Annotated in this window: 19 protein-coding genes and 1 tRNA gene; 14 read left to right on the forward strand and 6 right to left on the reverse strand. The window is 60.2% G+C overall.

Features of this window, described 5'->3' with window-relative positions:
- Nucleotides 1-939: MFS transporter (locus tag PMI29_RS21245; RefSeq protein WP_007995881.1), on the forward strand; the 939-nt coding region annotated here is incomplete at its 5' end.
- 28 nt (nucleotides 940-967) lie between these two features.
- Here the strand turns inward: PMI29_RS21245 and PMI29_RS21240 are convergent.
- On the reverse strand, nucleotides 968-1,870 hold the full coding sequence (locus tag PMI29_RS21240) for a LysR family transcriptional regulator (protein ID WP_007995882.1): 903 nt from the start codon (nucleotides 1,868-1,870) through the stop codon (nucleotides 968-970).
- 117 nt (nucleotides 1,871-1,987) lie between these two features.
- Here PMI29_RS21240 and PMI29_RS21235 point away from each other — a divergent pair, with 117 nt between their 5' ends.
- The 5 genes from PMI29_RS21235 (at nucleotide 1,988) to PMI29_RS21215 (ending at nucleotide 7,090) form a co-directional block, all read left to right on the forward strand.
- On the forward strand, nucleotides 1,988-3,178 hold the full coding sequence (locus PMI29_RS21235; RefSeq protein WP_007995883.1) for a CaiB/BaiF CoA transferase family protein: 1,191 nt from the start codon (nucleotides 1,988-1,990) through the stop codon (nucleotides 3,176-3,178).
- A 14-nt stretch (nucleotides 3,179-3,192) separates the two neighbouring features.
- Nucleotides 3,193-4,161: a hydroxymethylglutaryl-CoA lyase gene (locus PMI29_RS21230; RefSeq protein ID WP_007995885.1), complete on the forward strand. Its 969-nt coding sequence runs from the start codon at nucleotides 3,193-3,195 to the stop codon at nucleotides 4,159-4,161.
- Nucleotides 4,158-4,553: a VOC family protein gene (locus tag PMI29_RS21225; protein WP_007995886.1), complete on the forward strand. Its 396-nt coding sequence runs from the start codon at nucleotides 4,158-4,160 to the stop codon at nucleotides 4,551-4,553. The genes PMI29_RS21230 and PMI29_RS21225 overlap by 4 nt, the downstream gene beginning before the upstream one ends.
- A complete protein-coding gene (locus PMI29_RS21220; protein ID WP_007995887.1) occupies nucleotides 4,550-5,491 on the forward strand; it encodes a D-2-hydroxyacid dehydrogenase in 942 nt (313 codons plus the stop codon). Before PMI29_RS21225 ends, PMI29_RS21220 begins: the two co-directional genes overlap by 4 nt.
- 267 nt (nucleotides 5,492-5,758) lie before the next feature.
- Nucleotides 5,759-7,090, forward strand: coding sequence for a dicarboxylate/amino acid:cation symporter (locus PMI29_RS21215; RefSeq protein WP_007995888.1), 1,332 nt, complete (start codon nucleotides 5,759-5,761; stop codon nucleotides 7,088-7,090).
- 277 nt (nucleotides 7,091-7,367) lie between these two features.
- Here the strand turns inward: PMI29_RS21215 and PMI29_RS21210 are convergent.
- A tRNA-Ser gene (locus PMI29_RS21210) sits at nucleotides 7,368-7,455 on the reverse strand.
- Between the two features lie 123 nt (nucleotides 7,456-7,578).
- On the opposite strand from PMI29_RS21210, the gene PMI29_RS21205 reads away from it, so the two are divergent.
- Nucleotides 7,579-8,250: a Bax inhibitor-1/YccA family protein gene (locus PMI29_RS21205; protein ID WP_007995889.1), complete on the forward strand. Its 672-nt coding sequence runs from the start codon at nucleotides 7,579-7,581 to the stop codon at nucleotides 8,248-8,250.
- 60 nt (nucleotides 8,251-8,310) lie between these two features.
- Here PMI29_RS21205 and PMI29_RS21200 read toward each other — a convergent pair whose 3' ends face one another.
- The gene (locus PMI29_RS21200; protein ID WP_007995890.1) at nucleotides 8,311-8,640 is read right to left on the reverse strand and encodes a YceK/YidQ family lipoprotein; all 330 of its coding nucleotides are present in this window, start codon (nucleotides 8,638-8,640) and stop codon (nucleotides 8,311-8,313) included.
- Between the two features lie 56 nt (nucleotides 8,641-8,696).
- Nucleotides 8,697-9,134: an Lrp/AsnC family transcriptional regulator gene (locus PMI29_RS21195; protein ID WP_007987480.1), complete on the reverse strand. Its 438-nt coding sequence runs from the start codon at nucleotides 9,132-9,134 to the stop codon at nucleotides 8,697-8,699.
- Between the two features lie 136 nt (nucleotides 9,135-9,270).
- On the opposite strand from PMI29_RS21195, the gene PMI29_RS21190 reads away from it, so the two are divergent.
- Nucleotides 9,271-10,164 (forward strand): DMT family transporter, encoded by an 894-nt coding sequence (locus tag PMI29_RS21190; protein WP_007995893.1) that lies wholly within the window; start codon nucleotides 9,271-9,273, stop codon nucleotides 10,162-10,164.
- 15 nt (nucleotides 10,165-10,179) lie between these two features.
- Here PMI29_RS21190 and PMI29_RS21185 read toward each other — a convergent pair whose 3' ends face one another.
- Nucleotides 10,180-11,220 carry an FUSC family protein gene (locus tag PMI29_RS21185; protein ID WP_007995894.1) on the reverse strand — a complete coding sequence of 347 codons (1,041 nt, stop codon included), beginning with the start codon at nucleotides 11,218-11,220 and terminating at the stop codon, nucleotides 10,180-10,182.
- Between the two features lie 44 nt (nucleotides 11,221-11,264).
- Complete coding sequence (locus PMI29_RS21180) at nucleotides 11,265-12,890, reverse strand: NADP-dependent glyceraldehyde-3-phosphate dehydrogenase (RefSeq protein WP_007995896.1); 1,626 nt, start codon at nucleotides 12,888-12,890, stop codon at nucleotides 11,265-11,267.
- A 419-nt stretch (nucleotides 12,891-13,309) separates the two neighbouring features.
- Here PMI29_RS21180 and PMI29_RS21175 point away from each other — a divergent pair, with 419 nt between their 5' ends.
- The 6 genes from PMI29_RS21175 (at nucleotide 13,310) to PMI29_RS21150 (ending at nucleotide 19,818) form a co-directional block, all read left to right on the forward strand.
- The gene (locus tag PMI29_RS21175) at nucleotides 13,310-14,197 is read left to right on the forward strand and encodes a Dyp-type peroxidase (protein WP_007995897.1); all 888 of its coding nucleotides are present in this window, start codon (nucleotides 13,310-13,312) and stop codon (nucleotides 14,195-14,197) included.
- A gap of 15 nt (nucleotides 14,198-14,212) precedes the next feature.
- Nucleotides 14,213-15,181 (forward strand): Gfo/Idh/MocA family protein, encoded by a 969-nt coding sequence (locus tag PMI29_RS21170; protein ID WP_007995899.1) that lies wholly within the window; start codon nucleotides 14,213-14,215, stop codon nucleotides 15,179-15,181.
- Between the two features lie 229 nt (nucleotides 15,182-15,410).
- The gene (locus PMI29_RS21165) at nucleotides 15,411-16,163 is read left to right on the forward strand and encodes a GntR family transcriptional regulator (RefSeq protein WP_007995900.1); all 753 of its coding nucleotides are present in this window, start codon (nucleotides 15,411-15,413) and stop codon (nucleotides 16,161-16,163) included.
- Complete coding sequence (locus tag PMI29_RS21160; RefSeq protein WP_007995902.1) at nucleotides 16,160-17,890, forward strand: fumarate reductase/succinate dehydrogenase flavoprotein subunit; 1,731 nt, start codon at nucleotides 16,160-16,162, stop codon at nucleotides 17,888-17,890. The genes PMI29_RS21165 and PMI29_RS21160 overlap by 4 nt, the downstream gene beginning before the upstream one ends.
- Nucleotides 17,891-17,916: 26 nt before the next feature.
- Nucleotides 17,917-18,162, forward strand: a complete 246-nt coding sequence (locus PMI29_RS21155) for a 4Fe-4S dicluster domain-containing protein (RefSeq protein ID WP_003180418.1) — start codon at nucleotides 17,917-17,919, stop codon at nucleotides 18,160-18,162.
- Nucleotides 18,163-18,411: 249 nt separating this feature from the next.
- Entirely contained in the window at nucleotides 18,412-19,818 is a 1,407-nt protein-coding gene (locus PMI29_RS21150; protein ID WP_007995904.1) for an ABC transporter substrate-binding protein, read from the forward strand.
- The last annotated feature ends 120 nt before the right edge of the window (nucleotides 19,819-19,938 follow it).

Consider the following 19,938-nt stretch of genomic DNA (forward strand, 5'->3'; position numbering starts at 1 on the left):
GGCGGCCGCCCCATCCTGGCCAGTAGCGGCCTGGGCGTCGCCATCGGGTTGTTTCTGATGGCCAGCTCGACCTCGTTGCCGATGTTTCTTTTGTCCTGGGCAGTGATTGGCGTCGGTATGGCGCTGGGGCTGTATGAAGCGCTTTTCGCCGCTTTAGGTTCTCTGTACGGGGAGCGGGCGGGCAGTGCGATTACCGGGATCACGCTTATTTCAGGGTTTGCGACAACACTGTCGTGGCCCGCGGTTGCGCTGGTCATCGAGCACGTTGGCTGGCGCACGACGTGCGTGGCGTATGGGGTGTTATTGGTCATTGCCGTGGCACCGCTTTATCTCTGGGTACTGGCGCGGGGTGCGGGGCCACTCGTAAAAAGCCAGGTAATGGGTGATGAAAACCTCTCAATCGATCGTAGGATCTACCTGCTGCTCACGCTGATTTTTGCGCTGGGTGCAGTGATCATGACGGCGATATCGGTCCAGCTGATTTCATTGTTGCAGGGACAGGGCTACTCACTTGCAGCCGCCATCGGGCTGAGCGCCTTGCTGGGGCCGAGCCAGGTAGGCTCACGTGTTCTACAGGTGTTTTCGCGAAAGCGACACCCGATATGGACGACGTTGATCTCCGTGGTATTCGTGGCAATCGGTCTGCTGTTGGTGACGATCGCGCCGGCAATGACCGCGCTAGGTCTGGTGACCTACGGCGCGGGTAATGGTTTGCGAGCGATCGTTCGAGGCCTGCTACCACTGACCCTGATGTCGCCCACCCTTTATGTTTTGCTGATGGGGCGTATGGCGCGGCCTTCGCTCATTGGACAAGCCTTGACCCCCATCGCAGGCGGTTATCTGTTGCAGACCTGGGGTGCTGGCAGTGTGCTGGCGGGCCTGACTTCTCTGGCCGTATTGAATGTGCTGTTGGTCTTGTTGCTCATTCGGCTGGTGTGAAAAGAACAGCGTTGAACCAGCGACAGGGTCAGCCATGCACGTTGCTCAGATACTCAAACAACTTGGCCGCTTCCGGCGTCAGTTGCGCCTGACTCGTGACCCCCACGAACAAGGTACGGTGCGCCCAGTCATCGCTCAAGTCGACAGCGATCAGGCGGGTACCGAGCAGTTCGGCACGTACGGATGACAACGGCAGAATCCCGATGCCCAAACCGGCTTCGATCATGCGGCAGATGCCGTCGAAGCTGCTGACCTGGATTCGGACCTTGAGGATTTTGCCCGCACTCACGGCGGCATCGGTGATTCTGCGCAGCAACGAGCTGCCCTGGTTGAGCGCTACATAATCGAAGCCAAGCGTGTCGGCAAAGGACACGCTGCGCTCATTGGCCAGTTCATGGCCGACCGGCACCAGGAGTACGAGTCGGTCGTCACGATAGGGCAGTTTGTACAGACCCTCAGCCGGTACGTTATCGGCAAAAATGCCGATGTCGGCACGCCCGTTTTCCACGGCTTGAATGATGGGTTCGCTGAGTGCTTCTTCCAGTCCGATACGCACGTTCGGGTTCGCCCGCAGGAACGACGCGAGGTCATCCGGCAGGAACTGGACGACGGCGGAAGTGTTGGCGAACAACCGCACATGCCCGCGCACCCCGACCGCGTAATCACTGGCGTCGCACGCCATCCGGTTCACACCTTCCAGAATCGTTCTGGCATGTTCAACGATCCCTTGTCCCGCCGCAGTCAGTTCGAGCCCCCTTGGCAGGCGCACGAACAGCGGGCACTGGGTGGTTCGCTCCAGCTCGGCTAACCGTTTACTGGCCGCCGAGACCGTCATGTTGGCCTTTTCGGCGGCGCGGGTCAGGTTGCCGGATTCGGCGGCGAAGATCAGCAGTCGCAATGACAGCAGATCGAAATGCAGGGGATTGATCATCAAGGGGATCCAAGGTTTTCCATTCTGGAAAGAGTAGTGGCGAAATATGAAATTTTCATCTGCCGAGTTTGTGTCGATTATCCATGCCACAAGCACTCAACAAGAACGGGAAACGTCATGAGGTTACCTCTGCAAGGTGTCAAGGTCGTGGAGCTCGGTCAACTGATTGCCGGGCCATTTGCGGCGAAAATGCTCGGTGAATTTGGTGCCGACGTGATCAAGATCGAACCGCCGGTCACCGGTGACCCATTGCGCAAATGGCGCCTGCTGCATGACGGTACTTCCGTCTGGTGGGCTGCGCAGTCTCGTAACAAACGTTCGCTGACCCTCGACTTGCGCCAGCGTGAAGCCCAACAGGTTGTGCGCCAGTTGCTGGCCGATGCGGATGTGCTGATCGAGAATTTCCGCCCGGGCACTCTGGAAAGCTGGGGGCTGGGCTGGGAAACACTGCACGCCCTGAATCCGAAACTGATCATGCTGCGGGTCTCCGGTTACGGCCAGACCGGGCCTTACCGTGACCGCCCTGGATTTGGCGTGATCGGTGAAGCGATGGGCGGATTGCGGCATCTTTCCGGCGAGCCCGGGCGCACGCCGGTCAGGGTGGGCGTTTCCATTGGCGACTCGTTATCGGCGTTGCATGGCGTGATCGGGATTCTGCTTGCCCTGCGCCATCGCGAGCAGAACGGTGGTGATGGCCAGCAGATCGACGTGGCGCTGTACGAGTCGGTGTTCAACATGATGGAAAGCCTGTTGCCCGAATACTCAGTGTTCAACGCCGTTCGTGAGCCCGCCGGCAGCAGTTTGCCGGGTATCGCCCCGACGAATGCCTATCGCTGCCGTGACGGTGGTTTTGCCTTGATCGCCGGCAATGGCGACAGCATCTATCAGCGCCTGATGGAAGTGATTGGTCGCCGTGATCTGGGGGCCGATCCCGAGCTCGCTCAGAACCACGGCCGAGTGCTGCAGGTCGAGCGCATCGATGCCGCCATCTCCGAATGGACCGCGCGGCTCAGCCTCGACGAAGTCTTGTCGATCCTGACTGAAGCGCGCATCCCGGCCGGCCGGATTTACAACGCTGCCGACATTGCCCAGGACCCACATTACCAGGCGCGCGACATGCTGCTCGATAGCCAGCTGGATGACGGCACGCCGGTGACCTTGCCCGGCATCGTCCCCAAGCTGGGCGCCACGCCTGGCAGCGTGACTCGCTCGGCGCCGACCCTTGGCCAGCATACCGCCGAGATTCTTGGTGAGCTTGGCATCGACGCAGCGCAGCAAGCCGACTGGCGCCAACGCGGCATCATTTGAACCGGAGAATGAACATGCAACGTCTTTTTTTGCAGGAAGTCGCGACCCGTGACGGCTTCCAGAATGAAGCGCGGTTTATCGAAACCGTCGACAAGATCGCCATGGTCGACGCCCTCAGTCAGTGTGGTTTCGCCAAGATCGAGGTCACCTCGTTCACCTCGCCCAAAGCCATTACCGCGCTGCGCGACGCTGAAGCGGTGATGCAAGGCATCCGCCGCAACCCGGCCGTGGAATACACCGTGCTGGTGCCCAATGTGCGCGGTGCCGAGCGGGCTCTGGCGTGCAACATCGATGAAGCCAACCTGGTGATGTCGGTCAGCGAACCGCACAACCGTTCCAATTTGCGCATGAGCCGCGAACAGTCATTTGCCCAGCTCAGCGAAGTGGTCAGTGTCATCAGCCAAGGCCCGGTGGCGATCAATGTGTCGTTGTCGACGGTATTTGGTTGCCCGATGCAGGGCGATGTGCCGGTGGGGGAGGTGTTGCACTGGGTCGAGCGTTTTGCCGACCTGGGTGCTCGCGGCGTGACCCTGTGCGACACCACGGGCATGGCGTACCCGAGTCAGGTCGAGGCGCTGTCCCGGGCAGTCCGTGAGCGTTTTCCAGCGCTGCAACTGACCCTGCATTTCCACAATACCCGTGGCATGGGCCTGGCCAATGCGCTGGCGGCCATCGAGGCCGGGGTCGATCGTTTCGATTCGTCCCTTGGCGGCCTGGGCGGATGCCCTTATGCGCCGGGGGCCAGCGGCAATGTGTGCACCGAAGACCTGTTGCACATGCTGCAGTTGATGGGCTTCAACACCGGGGTTGATCTGGACCGGGTGCTGGCAGTTGCCGCGCAGTTGCCGGGTTTGGTCGGCCACGACACTCCCAGTCAGATCCTCAAGGCCGGCAAACGCCTGGACTTGCACCCGATACCCGCCCACGTCGCCAACCTGGAAAAACAGGTGCTGTCGGCCCGCACCCAGGAGCTGCGCCCATGATCGACCATCTCGACCATTTGGTGCTGACCACCATCGACCCTGTGGCTGCCGAGGATTTTTACGTGCGGGTCATGGGCATGCAGGTGCAAACCTTCGCCGGTGGGCGCAAGGCGTTCGCCTTCGGTCAGCAGAAAATCAACTTGCACGTGCGTGGCCACGAATTCGAGCCCAAGGCGCACTTGCCGGTGCCGGGAGCGTTGGACCTGTGTTTTATCGCCTCGATCCCCCTGGACCAGGTGATTGCCCACCTGGCCCGTGTCGACTGGCCAATCATCGAAGGCCCGGTGTTGCGCACCGGTGCCACCGGGCCGATCCGTTCCGTGTATGTGCGTGATCCGGACCTGAACCTGATCGAGATTTCCGAACCCGTCCAGCCGGAGCGTGCAGCATGAAAGTGGTGTTTCTCGACAGCGACAGCCTGCCCGTTAGCATTGCCCGGCCGGCCTGGGTTACGGATTGGCAGGACCGCCCCGACACGACGCCGGACAAAGTGGTGGACGCCGCCCGGGATGCCGATGCCGTGATCACCAACAAGGTGCGCATTGGCCGGGCCGAACTTGAGCAATTGCCGAACTTGCGATTCATCTGCGTCGCGGCCACCGGTTATGACTGCATCGATCTGGCGGCCTGCCGCGATTTTGCCGTGACGGTGTGTAACGTCCCGGCCTACTCGGCGCAAAGCGTCGCCGAGTCGGTGATTGCGTCAATCTTCGCCCTGCGTCGACAGCTGTTCGCTTATCAGGCTGCGGCGCTGCGGGACTGGCCTGATTCGCGGCATTTTTGCGTCCATCGCGCGCCGATCCGGGATGTTCAGGGCAGCGTGTTGGGCATCATCGGCCGAGGTGGTATCGGCCTGGCCACGGCACGTCTGGCGAGCGCCCTGGGCATGCAGTTGCTGTTTGCCGAACACCGTGGCGTGGTCCCGGTGCGCAAGGGTTACCAGTCTTTTGAAACGGTGCTGGCACAAAGCGACGTGATCTCTCTGCACTGTCCGCTGACCGAGCGTACCCGACACCTGATCGGGCCCCTGGAGCTGGCGCAGATGAAACCGGGTGCGTTGCTGATCAATACCGCTCGCGGACCTTTGGTGGATGAAGCGGCGGTGCTCGATGCGCTGGACAGCGGCCGCCTCGGTGGCGCGGCCCTTGATGTGCTTTGCCAGGAGCCACCTCCGGCAGACCACCTTTTGCTCAATAGCCGCCATGCCAACCTGATTGTTACTCCCCACGTGGCCTGGGCCAGCCAGAGCAGCCTGCAACGGCTGGCCGACGGCATCCTTGGAAACCTGCAGGGCTACCACTCGGGGAACCTGATCAATCTCGTGTCGTAAATGCCTCACCACCTAACAAGAAGGTCCACTCATGAAAACAATAACAATCACACCGGTCCGTCAGCTTGTCTCGTTGTTCATTGCTGCGTTGTCCCCGGGGCCATTCGCTCGGTGTACCTGCGTGATCCCGATCTCAACCTGATCGAGATTTCCGAGTACGTCCAGAAGTAACCATCACCCGAAACAATCTTTCCCTGGCGATCGGTCGCGCAGCGATAGGGCGATCGGCTGCCTGGGGAAACGCATCACGCCTGCGAGGAAGCCATCATGACAACAACAATTACACCCTCGATTGCCGAAAAACCACCGAGCCATTCGCGTCTGCGCCGAGTGTTCCGCCACCTGTATGTGCAGGTGCTGCTGGCGATCGTGCTGGGCATCATCTTCGGCCATTTCTACCCCAGCCTCGGCGAAGAAATGAAGCCCCTGGGCGACACGTTCATCAAGCTGATCAAGATGCTGATTGCACCAATCATCTTCTGCACTGTGGTCAGTGGTATCGCCAGCATGCAAAGTCTCAAACGCATCGGCCGGGTCGGCTTCAAGTCGCTGCTGTACTTTGAAGTACTGACCACACTGGCGCTGGTGATTGGGTTGGTCGGGGTCAACCTGATGCAGCCGGGTACGGGGATGCACATCAACCCGGCGACCCTCGACGGCCATGCCATCGACAGTTACAGCAAGCTGGCCCACGAACAAAGCGTGGTGGGTTTTCTCACCCATATTGTGCCCAGTACCGTGTTGGGTGCCTTTGCCGAGGGCGATATCCTTCAGGTGCTGTTCATTTCCATCCTGTTTGCCTTCGCCTTGCAGATGCTCGGCGCCGCTGGCAAGCCACTGCTGAGCCTGATCGACCTGGTGGCCCAGGCGTTTTTCCGCATGGTCAAGATCGTGATGTACGTCTCGCCGTTGGGAGCCTTTGGCGGTATGGCCTTTACCATCGGCAAGTACGGCGTGGGTTCCCTGGGGGCGTATGGCAACTTGCTGATCTGCTACTACGTGACGGCGCTGTTTTTTGTGTTCGTGATTCTCAACCTGGTTGCGCGCCTGGCCGGTTTCAGCCTGTGGCAGTTTCTCAAGTACATCCGTGATGAGCTGTTTCTGGTACTTGGTACCTCATCTTCGGAGTCGGCATTGCCTCGGTTGATGGGCAAGCTTGAACGCCTGGGGTGCGAAAAATCGGTGGTGGGGCTGGTGGTACCTTCGGGTTACTGTTTCAACCTCGATGGCAGCTGTATCAACATGACGGTGCTGGCGATCTTCATCGCCCAGGCGCTGGATATCCCCCTCGACCTGTGGCACCAGGTCACCTTGTTGTTGATTCTGCTGCTGACCTCCAAAGGCGCGGCCAGTGTCACCGGCGGTGCATTCATTACCCTCGCGGCCACCCTCGGCAGCCTGGATGTGATTCCGGCGGCGGGGCTGGTGTTAGTACTTGGGGTCTACCGGTTCATTTCCGAGGGCGGGGCGTTGATCAACGTCATCGGCAATGGTGTCGCCACGCTGTTCATTGCCAAGTGGGAAGGGGCGCTGGACGAAGAGAAACTGGCGGCCGAATTGCACAAGGGTTGTGCCCGTGAGCTAGAGACGCAGCCCTGAACGAGTTGTCGCAAGACAGCCCCAAGACCACTCAGTCCACGAAAGCTGGGTGGTTTTGGGTTTCTGAATCGGGTGGTTTGAAGGTGTTCGCAAAACCGATCGACTGAATTTGGCAGGTTGACAGTCTGCTTTGGCCGATTTCTGCCGGTCACGACGGGCCGGAATCGACCCGTGCAAGTACTCAATGAAATCTACGAATCGTTCCACGTATAGCTACGGAAAGCCAAACCCCAGAAACGACAAAGCCCTGAAAAATCAGGGCTTTGTCGTATAAAGATGGCGGAGGCGATGGGATTCGAACTCATGGACCTGTTACAGTCGACGGTTTTCAAGACCGTTGCCTTAAACCACTCGGCCACACCTCCGTTTGCGTTGCGGGCGCCATAATACCTGAATGAAACACACTGTCAAACTCTCTGCATAGCTAGTTACAGAGCGTCTGTTATGATCTTTGCGACTGAACGTTTCAAACCAACAGGAGTGTCGCCATGCGCGAACAGGATTACGCAGTTAATAACAGCGTGCAGGCTGAGCAGCTAGAGGTTAGCCGCGTCCTGCGCAACACATACGGCTTGCTCGCCCTGACCCTCGCATTCAGCGGTGTGACGGCCTACGTTGCCCAGCAGATGCGTGTTGGCTACCCGAACATTTTCGTGGTGCTGATCGGCTTCTACGGTCTTTTCTTCCTCACCAACAAACTCCGTGATTCGGCCTGGGGCCTGGTGTCGGCATTTGCCCTGACCGGTTTCATGGGTTTCCTGCTTGGCCCGATTCTCAACCGTTACCTGGGTATGCAGGGCGGCGCTGAAGTGGTCAGCTCGGCCTTCGCGATGACCGCGCTGGTGTTCGGCGGCCTGTCGGCCTATGTGCTGATTACCCGCAAGGACATGAGCTTCCTCGGCGGTTTCATCACGGCAGGCTTCTTCGTGCTGCTGGGTGCGACGCTGGCGGGCATGTTCTTCCAGATCAGTGGCCTGCAACTGGCGATCAGCGCAGGTTTCGTGCTGTTCTCCTCGGTCTGCATTCTGTTCCAGACCAGCGCCATCATTCATGGCGGCGAGCGTAACTACATCATGGCTACCATCAGCCTGTATGTATCGATCTACAACCTGTTCGTCAGCCTGTTGCAGCTGTTCGGCATCATGGGTCGCGATGACTGATCGTCGGCCTTGAAGTAAAAAACCCGCTCAGGCGGGTTTTTTATTGCCTGGAATCCAGGGTTACTCCGTAATGACAATGCTGCCGTCAGCTTGCTGGCGGTAGATGGTGTAGGGCAGCAGCAACGTGTCCATTGCCCCGGATACGACCACGTCGAGCAGCACGATGGCGGGGGCGGGGCCATGTACCTGCGCATCCCGACCCTCTTCGAGGGGCGCGTTCAGGTAGCAGAAGTCGTAGGTCACGCCGCTATAGATTCGCGGTACCGCGCCGCAATAACTCTTTTGGTCCTTCAGGTACTTTGCGGCCACTTCGTCGCTGCGCACAACCGTTTGAATCGTGCCGCAACCCGCAAGCATCGCAGCCACCAGTAGCATTGCCTGAGTTTTCATACCGTCAATCCTTCGCCGGAAACCGTCAATCTACTTCAGTCTGAAACAGATATCACTCACGCCATGGGCGGCAACCGGCGCTTGACCGGGGTTTTCTTGACGATTGCCGTATTGGTTTCCGCGTGGGTGTTGAGGCGGTCGAGCAGGGTGTCCAGTTGTTCCATCGAGCGCACATGCAGGCGCGCAATGAAACAGTCGTCGCCGGTGACTTTGTCGCACTCGGTGAATTCGGGAATGGCCATGATTTGCCGTTCCACTTCCTGCAATTGCCCCGGCAACGGGCGAATACGCACGATGGCCTGGAGTTGATAGCCAAAGCATTTCGGGTCTATTTCAACGGTGTAGCCCTTGAGCACGCCACGCTCTTCCAGGCGGCGCAGACGCTCGGCAACGCTGGGGGAGGACAGGCCACTGATTTGCGCCAGGGCCTTGAGCGAGCGTCGCGAGTCTTCCATCAGGGCCGTGATCAGCACCTGGTCGATGTCATCGGTCATGGCGAAAACCTCTGTTAGGCATTTTTTCAAAACAGCCTTGATAAAAAAGGCAGATCTAGAGTTTAGCCTGCTTTTTGCTCTGGAATGGCGCCTGGGTGCCTTGGCATACTTTGGCCACAAATACAGGAGTCTGATGATGGACAAAACCCTACGCCGCGGTTCGTTCGAAATGACGGCCGCCATGCTGATCTCCGGCACCATCGGCTGGTTCGTACTGGTGTCCGGGCAACCGGTGCTGGATGTGGTGTTCTGGCGCTGCCTGTTCGGTGCCGGCACCTTGCTGTTGATTTGCGCAGCTTTCGGCTTTCTGCGCCCCGGCATTTTGACCCGCACGACCTTCCTGCTGGCGGTGCTCAGCGGTGTGGCGATTGTCGGTAACTGGGTGTTGTTGTTCGCATCCTATTCCCGGGCGTCAATTGCCATCGGCACCGCCGTTTATAACGTCCAGCCGTTCATGCTGGTAGGGCTGGCGGCGCTGTTCCTCAATGAAAAAATCACCACGCAGAAACTTGCCTGGCTGGGCGTTTCGTTTCTCGGGATGCTGGCCATTGTCAGCGCCCATGGCGGCCAGGGCGAGAGCGGCGGCGATTACCTGATGGGCATTGCCTTGGCGTTGGGCGCGGCGTTTCTCTACGCGATTGCCGCGCTGATCATCAAGCGCCTGACTGGAACCCCGCCGCATTTGATCGCGTTGATCCAGGTCAGCACCGGCGTGTTGTTGCTCGCGCCATTCGCGCATTTTTCGACACTGCCGCAGGCACCGGGTGCGTGGGCTAGCCTGGTGACGCTGGGCATGGTGCACACCGGTGTGATGTACGTGTTGCTGTACGGCGCAATTCAAAAACTGCCGACTGCGCTGACAGGCGCGCTGTCCTTCATTTACCCGATTGCAGCGATTTTCGTCGACTGGGTTGCCTTCGGCCATCGCCTGGAGCCACTGCAATGGATCGGAGTCGCGGCGATTCTGCTGGCCGCTGCCGGCATGCAACAAGGCTGGTCGCTGAAATTTCGGCGCACGGTGACGCCGTAAGCCGCTACACAGGCATCAGATGTTCCAGTGCGGCGCGCTCCTGACCAGCCGCTGGCGCATCTCGCCGATGTTGGCGGCCAGTTGTTGAGTCAACAAGCGATACCCGTCCAGCGTGTTGTAGACCGGCGCGTCGAGGCTGACAGCCGGCAAACTGATGGGGCGATCGAGCCGCTGGCAGGCGCCGGATTTCAATGCCCGGGCCATGCCGATCAATTGCACGCGAATCTGCCGGTGTTCAGCTTTCAATGCCGTTTGCAGGAGCGTCATCGCCTCGGGGTCATTGGCGTCCGGCCGGGTATTGCCGAGGATTTCCAGGGTGCTGACGCACATGCGCAAGTTACGCTGGATGGCATCCAGGTCAGTCATGGAAATCTTCACTTCCTTGGACACCGAAGGCATCAGTGAGCGCAACTGCACCATCACCGCGTTCAGGCGGGTCATGAGTTTGAGGTGTTCTTCGGCCGTGATGGCCTGGCCGTCAATGATGCGCCCGTAAATTTTCGCGCAATCTCGCAGCGCATCGGCCAGGTTGTAGCGCCAGGAGTAAACCGCGTACAGCGGCAGGGCGAAGGAAAACGCCAGGGCCAGGGCGATGCCGATCAGGATGTCCACCCCTCGCCACAAGCCGTCGGTGACCGGGTTGTCGCCGTGCCCGGCGACGATGAACACGGTAATCGCCGACAGCAGTGCGGTGTAACCGCCCTTGCCGATGGCGTGATACGAGAAAAACCCGCAGACCACCGACATCGCGAAATAGGTCAGCCAGGGCGTCCCGAGCCAGGCCTGTTGTGCCACCAACGCCAGGCCGACGCCGGCCCCGATCAAGGTACCAATGGCGCGCTCGGCGGCTTTCTTGCCGATGTTGCCGTGGTGCTGCAAGCCACCGATCACCACCAGCATCGTTACCGACGCCCACTCACCGTGGGGCAGATGGATGCCGGTGGTCAGCAGGATCGTTGCCAGCAACCCCAGCGACACGCGTACGGCGTGAATCACCCGAGCGTGGCGATAGCGCCGATACGGGTCCAGCAACGGACGCAGCAGTCGGCGCAGCAACGGTGGCAGCCAATGGGCTCTGGATGTGCTCAGGCTTGCGCTCCTCAGAAGATGTAGTCGGTCGTCAGGAAACTCGAACTGCGGCCGCTGATGATTTCGCTGATCAGGTCCTTGTTGGTCTCCTGGAATTTGGTGGCGACCAGGGTGCGGATCGAGAACACGCGCAGTGCGTCATGTACTGACAAGGTGCCCTCGGCCGAGTTCTTGCGACCATTGAATGGATAAGTGTCGGGACCACGCTGGCATTGGGCATTCAGATTGATGCGGCCGACCTGATTGGCAAACGTGTCCACCAGTCGGCCGACGGCGACCGGGTTGGTGCCGAAGATGCTCAACTGCTGGCCGAAGTCCGATTCCAGCACGTAGTCGATCACGGTATCCAGATGACGGTACGGCACGATGGGGACGACAGGGCCGAACTGTTCTTCCTGATAAACGCGCATCTGCGGGGTGACCGGGTAAAGCACCGCCGGGTAGAAAAACGACGCTCGAGCCTCGCCGCCGTTGGGGTTGACCACCTTGGCGCCTTTGCTCTCGGCGTCCGTCACCAGTGAGTGCAGATAGTCGACCTTGCCCGATTCCGGCAGCGGCGTCAGGGATACGCCACTGTCCCAAGGCATGCCGGGTTTGAGCGTAGCCAGTCTGGCATTGAATTTCTCGATGAAGGACTCGACCACGTCTTCGTGGACAAAAAGGATTTTCAACGCTGTGCAGCGCTGGCCATTGAAAGACAGCGAACCGGTGACCGCTTCGCTGACGGCGTTGTCCAGATCCACTTCCGGCAGGACGATGCCCGGGTTCTTCGCATCCAGGCCCAGCGCCGCGCGCAAACGGTGTGGTTTTGGATGGAGTTTTTTCAGGTCGCTGGCAGCCTTGTTGGTGCCGATGAAGGCAAAGATGTCGATCTTGCCGCTGGCCATCAGCGCACAGACCGTCTCGCGGCCGCTGCCGTAGATGACGTTGATCACTCCGGCGGGGAAGCTGTCGCGGAAGGCTTCCAGCAGCGGGCGAATCAGCAGCACGCCGAGTTTGGCCGGCTTGAATACCACCGTGTTGCCCATGATCAGCGCCGGGATCAGTGTGGTGAAGGTTTCGTTCAACGGATAGTTGTAAGGCCCCATGCACAGGGCGACGCCCATTGGCACGCGGCGGATCTGGCCGAGGGTGTCCTGTTCGAGTTCGAATCGGCTGGAACGGCGGTCGAGTTCTTTCAGCGCGTTGATGGTGTCGACGATGTAGTCGCAGGTGCGGTCGAACTCCTTTTCCGAGTCCTTGAGGTTCTTGCCGATTTCCCACATTAGCAACTTGACCACGGCGTCGCGCTGCTCGCGCATGCGCCCGAGGAAGGTTTCGACATGCTGGATACGCTCGGCCACGCGCATGGTTGGCCACAATCCCTGGCCGCGGTCGTAGGCGCGGACAGCTGCGTCGAGGGCGGTCAATGCGGTGTCGGCATCCAGTAGCGGCGTGCTGCCGAGGATCACTTGCTCGTCGCCATTGACGCCGGTCAGGTACACCGGGCTGCGGACTTGGGCCAGTGGCCCGTTCCAGGTTCTCAGTTTGCCATCGACCAGGTACTCACGCTGCTCGGTCTGGCCGTCAAGGCGGTACTTTTCCGGGATGTCGGCGGGGCTCGGGAACAGATTGTCGAGAATATTGGCTGTGGTCATGTCGTTACCCCTCTGGATTGGGTGATGCACTGATGAAACGTTTTAGCAGACCTCAACAGCGCTTGTCATGACTCATTTCAGCGTTTTTCCGCACAGGTTGATGGTTCGCGGATTCATCGACGTCTTCAGTCATGGCCTCAGAAGTTCCCCTTGTTGGTCCCCAATGCCCTCAACCCGCCCACGCGGGGTGCCTTAGTGTTGACCTCTCCTTGAGCACAACAAAAAAGGTGCACCCGGCTGACCGGGCACCGAAAAAGAGGACAGCCCTGCGGGCAAGCCGATTAACTGAAAAGCCTAGCCTTTGTTTGGCTTTGGCGGGCAGCGTCTTCTTTTTGTGGCGAGGGGGCTTCTGTGGTCTCTGACGGCACACAAACCCTCATACTCCGGTTAAACTCCATGCTCTTTTTCAAGGAGTTCATATGAGTTATTACCAGCCGGGCATCCTCGCCACCCCCGTTCCGCCTCAAGCTCGCCATATGTTCTTCGCGCTCGAATCCGTCGAAGCATTGCCGGTTGCGCTCGACAACTTGATGCAACTGGTGGACGGGAAATCGGCTGTCGCTGGCTTCGGTGAATCACTGGTCAATGCGCTGCACGCCCGGATCGACGGCCTGCGCACCTTTCCGGCGTTGACCGGTGTTGGCGTCGACAACCCATCGACGCAGCACGCACTGTGGTGCTGGTTGCACGGCGTTGACCGTGGTGAGTTGCTCAATCGCAGCCAGGCCATCGAAGCCGCACTCGCCCCGGCCCTGCGCCTGGTGCAGATGAACGAAACCTTCCGCCACCTGACCGGCCACGACCTCACCGGTTATGAAGACGGCACCGAAAACCCCCACGACGAAGCCGCTGTCGCTGCCGCGCTGTTGAGCGAAGGCGCCGACGGTCTGGTGGGTGGCAGCTTCGCCGCGATCCAGCAGTGGCAGCATGACCTCAAAGGCTTCCACGCGATGCCGTCCCATGAGAAGGACAACATCATGGGCCGCCGCTTGAGCGACAACGAAGAGATCGATGATGCGCCGGTTTCCGCCCACGTCAAACGTACTGCCCAGGAAAGCTTTGCGCCTGAAGCCTTCGTGGTGCGCCGTTCGATGCCGTGGATCGAAGGCGACCGCGCCGGCCTGATGTTCCTGGCCTTTGGCTTTTCCCTCGACGCCTTCGAAGCTCAACTGCGCCGCATGAGTGGCCTGGAAGACGGCATCACCGACGGTTTGTACCGCATCAGCCGTCCGATCACCGGTGGCTACTACTGGTGTCCGCCACTCAAGGACGGTCGACTGGACCTGCGCGCGTTGCGCATCGGCTAAGCATCAGGGAGAGCTATGAACGTGGTGCGCTGGGGCATGATCGGTTGTGGCAGTGTCGCTGAACGCAAAAGCGGGCCGGCTTTCTACAAGGGGCCTGGATCGGCGTTGGTGGCGGTGATGGGGCGGCGCCTGGACGCCGTCACCGACTATGCCGCGCGCCACGGCATCGCGCGGGTCTACACCGATGCGCAAGCGTTGATCAACGATCCCGAGGTCGACGCGGTGTACATCGCCACGCCGCCCGACAGTCATCACGCTTACGCCTTGCAGGTGGCCGCCGCCGGCAAGCATTGCTGCGTCGAAAAGCCGATGGCTCTGAACGCCGGGCAAAGCCGTGAAATGCAGCAGGTGTTTGCCGATGCCGGGCTGCATTTGTTCGTGTCCTATTACCGACGTTCGCTGCCACGCTTCCGGCAAGTGCGGCAATGGCTGGAGGAGGGGCGGATCGGCGAGGTCCGGCACTTGACCTGGACGCTCACCAAAGCTCCATCGGCAGCGGACCGGAACGGAACCGATAACTGGCGTACCGACCCGGCGATTGCCGGCGGGGGCTACTTCGCCGATCTGGCCAGCCATGGCCTGGACCTGTTTCAGTATCTGCTCGGCGATATCGTCGAAGTCGCCGGGTTCACCGCACGGCAGGCCGGTTTGTACGCGGCCGAAGATGCCGTCAGCGCCACTTGGCGGTTTGCCAGCAGGGCACTGGGGATGGGTTGCTGGAACTTCGTTGCAGACCGCCGCGAAGACCGTGTCGAAGTGATTGGCAGTCAAGGCCGGATCACCTTTTCAGTGTTCGATGAACACCCTGTCGAGTTGCACGCCGACGAGCACCTCAGCCTGAACATCGAGCATCACGCGCACATTCAGTGGCACCACGTATTGGGCATGAATGCGCATATTCGTGGTGAGGCTCAGCACCCCGCCGTGGCCGAGCAGGCGCTGAAGACCGATTGGGTGATGGACCAGATCCTCAAGCGCCACTGATCCTTCAGACCACACATAACCCCCTGTGGGAGCGAGCTTGCTCCGGGCGGCGTTCCGACGATGACGGTGTGTCAGCCAGTATGAATGCTGGATGTGCCGGCGCTTTCGCGAGCAAGCTCGCTCCCACAGGGATCGCGTCGAATCTAACCTTATGCGCAAACAGTATTTCTCATCCGGCACAGCGCTTCTCTAAGATCACGTCATAACTCGTTATAACAAGTGATCTGCCATGACCGATAACGTTCTATCCCTGAGCAGCGTCCCGTTGCACACACAGCTGCGAGACGTGCTGCGCGCCCGCATCCTCGACGGCGAATATCCGCAAGACAGCCAGATGCCCTCCGAGAGCGAACTCGGCGTGTTGTTCAAGGTCAGCCGCATCACCGTGCGCCAGGCCTTGGGTGACCTGCAAAAGGAAGGGCTGATTTTCAGGATCCACGGCAAAGGCACCTTCGTCGCCAAGCCGAAAACCTTCCAGAACGTCGGCACCCTGCAAGGCCTGGCCGAGTCCATGACCGGTCGCGGCTACGAGGTGATCAACCGTCTGCGCAGCTTCAAATTCATTGCCGCCGACAAGCGGGTGGCCGAGCGCTTGCAGGTCGTCGTAGGCGAGACCGTGGCGCAGATCAAACGGGTGCGCCTGATCAACCGCGAGCCGGTTTCCCTGGAAATCACTTACCTGCCCAAGGCCATTGGTGAGCGCCTGGAAAAAGCCGACCTGGTCACCCGCGACATCTTCCTGATCCTGGAAAACGACTGCGGCCTGGCCCTGGGACACGCCGATCTGGCCATCGATGCGGTACTGGCCGACAGCGACCTGACCCGGGCGCTGAACGTCGAGCCCGGCTCGCCGATCATGCGCATCGAGCGCCTGACCCATGATGTCGACGGTCGCCCGCTGGACTTCGAACACCTTTACTACCGTGGCGATGCCTTCCAGTACCGCCTGCGGATCGACCGGCAAAAAGGGGATCAGGCATGACGCGCAGCACGTTGGAGCAGGAATACGACATCGTCGTGATCGGCGGTGGCACCGCCGGTCCCATGGCGGCGATCAAGGCCAAGGAACGCAACCGCGACCTGCGGGTGTTGCTGATCGACAAGGCCAACGTCAAGCGCAGCGGCGCGATCAGCATGGGCATGGACGGCCTGAACAACGCGATCATTCCCGGTCACTCGACACCGGAGCAATACACCAAGGAAATCACCATCGCCAACGACGGCATCGTCAACCAGGCCGCGGTGTACGCCTATGCCACCCACAGCTTCGAAACCATCGAGCAACTGGACCGCTGGGGCGTGAAGTTCGAGAAGGACGAAACCGGCGACTACGCGGTAAAGAAGGTCCACCACATGGGCGCTTACGTGTTGCCGATGCCGGAAGGGCACGACATCAAGAAAGTCCTCTATCGGCAGTTGAAGCGCGCGCGGGTGAGCATCACCAATCGCCTGGTGTGCACCCGTTTGCTGACGGATGAAGAGGGCGCGGTCAATGGCGTGATGGGCTTCGACTGCCGCACGGCGGACTTCCATGTGATCAAGGCCAAGGCGGTGGTCCTCGCCTGCGGTGCTGCCGGACGCCTGGGGTTGCCGTCATCCGGTTACCTGATGGGCACCTACGAAAACCCGACCAATGCCGGCGACGGCTACTCGATGGCTTATCACGCCGGGGCTGAACTGGCGAACCTGGAATGCTTCCAGATCAACCCGCTGATCAAGGATTACAACGGCCCGGCCTGCGCCTATGTCACCGGCCCCTTGGGTGGCTACACCGCCAACAACAAGGGCGAACGCTTCATCGAGTGCGACTACTGGAGCGGGCAGATGATGTGGGAATTCCATCAGGAGCTGGAAAGCGGCAATGGCCCGGTATTCCTCAAGCTCGATCACCTGGCCGAGGAAACCATCCAGAATATCGAAGAGATCCTGCACAGCAACGAGCGGCCGAGTCGCGGCCAGTTCCATGCCAATCGCGGCACCGACTACCGCACGCAGATGGTCGAGATGCACATCTCGGAAATCGGCTTTTGCAGCGGGCATTCGGCCTCGGGTGTGTGGGTCAACGAGAAGGCCGAAACCTCGGTCAAGGGCTTGTACTCGGCCGGTGACATGGCCGCGGTGCCGCACAACTATATGCTCGGCGCGTTCACCTATGGCTGGTTCGCCGGCAACAACGCGGCGGATTTTGTCGCCGGGCGCGAGTTTTCGGCACTGGATGCCCGGCAGATCGAAACCGAAAAACAACGGGTCTACGCACCGCTTGACCGTTTACACGGCCTGCCACCGGCCCAGGTCGAATACAAACTGCGGCGCTTCGTCAACGACTACCTGCAACCGCCGAAAGTGACGAAGAAGATGCAGATCGGCCTGCAACGCTTCAGCGATATCCAGCGCGACCTCGACCAGATCAAGGCCCACAACGCCCACGAACTGATGCGCGCCATGGAAGTCAGCATGATCCGCGACTGCGCCGAAATGGCCGCCCGCGCTTCATTGTTCCGCGCCGAAAGCCGGTGGGGGCTTTACCACTATCGCGTCGATCACCCGCAGCGTAACGACCGCGACTGGTTCTGCCATTGCCACTTGAAGAAAGACGAAAACGGGTTGATGAGCAGTTTCAAGAAAGCCGTCGAGCCTTACATCATCCCGCTGGATGCCGACGAGATGCAGGCCTACGACCGGCTGCGGGTCGGTGCCGATGCGGCTTGATGCCGACCACAAAAGAGAGACCGAACATGGCTTACCAACCCCAGGAAATCTTCTTCCGTTCCAACGCACCGGTCACGGTCGATGAAGACAAATGCATCGCCCACAAAGGCTGCACCGTGTGCGTCGACGTTTGCCCGATGGACCTGCTGGCGATCAACCCGGCCACGCAAAAGGCCTACATGGCGTTCGACGAATGCTGGTACTGCATGCCCTGTGAAAAGGACTGCCCGACCGGGGCCGTGAAAGTGGAGATCCCTTATTTATTGCGCTGACTGACAGGACGCCATCGCGGGCAAGCCCGCTCCCACAATGTCTCTGTCGGCCACCGGTCTTGCTTACACCCACGAAACCTGTGGGAGCGGCGGTGCGACGATTCGACTTGCCCGCGAAGAGGCCAGCCAAGACAACAAAACGCCATCCGGCAACCACCGGACGCCTGATTCAAAACACCCCTCGTTTCCCACCGCGCCCTGATCGTGGCGGAGACGAACATCCAATAAATGATTCGAGGGGAAACACTCATGATGTTGCGTGCAGCTTTGGCCGGTCTGGTACTGGCTTCATTCACCCTGTCGGCCTCGGCCGAAACCATCCGCATTGCCATTGGCACCCAGGACACCACCATCAACTGCGCCGCTGGCGGGTTGTTGATTCGCGAACTTGGGCTGCTGGACAAATACCTGCCCCACGACGGCCCTTACAAAGACGCCCAATACGACGTGCAGTGGAAAAACTTCACAAGCGGTGCGCCCCTGACCAATGAGATGGTGGCGGGCAAACTCGACTTCGGCGCCATGGCCGATTTCCCCGGTGCCTTCAACGGTGTCGCGTTCGAAACGGCAGGCAAGCACAGTCTGTTTATCAGCGTGCTGTCGGGCAGCATCAAGGGCAGCGGCAACGGCATCGTGGTGCCAAGCGCATCGGGCGTACAGTCACTGGCCGAACTCAAGGGCAAGACCATTTCCGTGCCGTTCGCTTCCACCGCCCATGGCCTGTTGCTTCGCGCCGTCGCGGCCCAGGGCTGGGACCCGCTCAAGGACGTGAACATCATCGCCCAGCCGCCGGAAGTCGCCGGTTCCGCGCTGCAGGCTGGCAAGATCGATGCTCACGCCGACTTCGTGCCTTTCGCCGAACTGTTCCCGAGCCGTGGTTTCGCGCGCAAGATTTATGACGGCTCCCAGGCCAATGCGCCGACCTTTCACGGTGCGCTGGTCGATCAGGCCTATGCGAAGCAGTACCCGGAAATCGTCGTCGCTTACCTGCGGGCGAGTATCGAAGCCAACCAACTGCTGGCGGCTGAACCTGAGAAATACAGCGAGCTGATCGCCAGGGTCACCGGGGTCGATGCCGAGGTCAATTACCTGTTCCATGGCCCCCTCGGCGTGCAGACCCGCGACCTGAGCTGGAAGCCGGAATACCGTCAGGCCGTGGGCACCGCCATCGATACCCTCAAGTTGTTGAAGAAGGCCGATCGTGGTCTCGATCTCAACACCTTCATCGACGACCAGTACATCCGCGCCGCCTTCAAGGCCTCGAACCTGGACTACAGCGCGCAGCTTGCGAACTACCAGCAGACGCCGCTCAAGGCCGTCGATGCCTCCAGCGGCAAAGCCATCACCGACTTCAGTCACGTGGCGGAAATCTGGGTGCGCGGCGAGCCGAAAGTTCGTCAGTACGCCTCGGCGCAAGCGGCCTTTGCCGCGTTGGCCAGCCTCAAGCAGGAAGGCAAGAACATCCGCGCGGTGTACGCCCAGGCCAGCGACAGCGGGATCAAGTTGCTGGCGGACCAGGCGTGGTTTGCCACCGATGGGAAAGGGCAGCTGAGTGCGTTCCTGCTCAAAGGTCAGGCCCAACAGTTCGCCACGGCGCAGGGCGGCAAAGTGTTCGACTTCGCCGATGCCACCACACAGGCCGTGGCCGCCCGCTAACCGACAAAACACCACAGCCCCCTGTAGGAGCGAGCTTGCTCGCGAAAAACGTCCGGACAACGCGATCCGTCAGACAGAGCGCGTAATCGTTGGCGTTCTTCGCGAGCAAGCTCGCTCCTA

The sequence above is a fragment of the Pseudomonas sp. GM49 genome, assembly GCF_000282355.1.
Taxonomy (GTDB): Bacteria; Pseudomonadota; Gammaproteobacteria; order Pseudomonadales; family Pseudomonadaceae; genus Aquipseudomonas.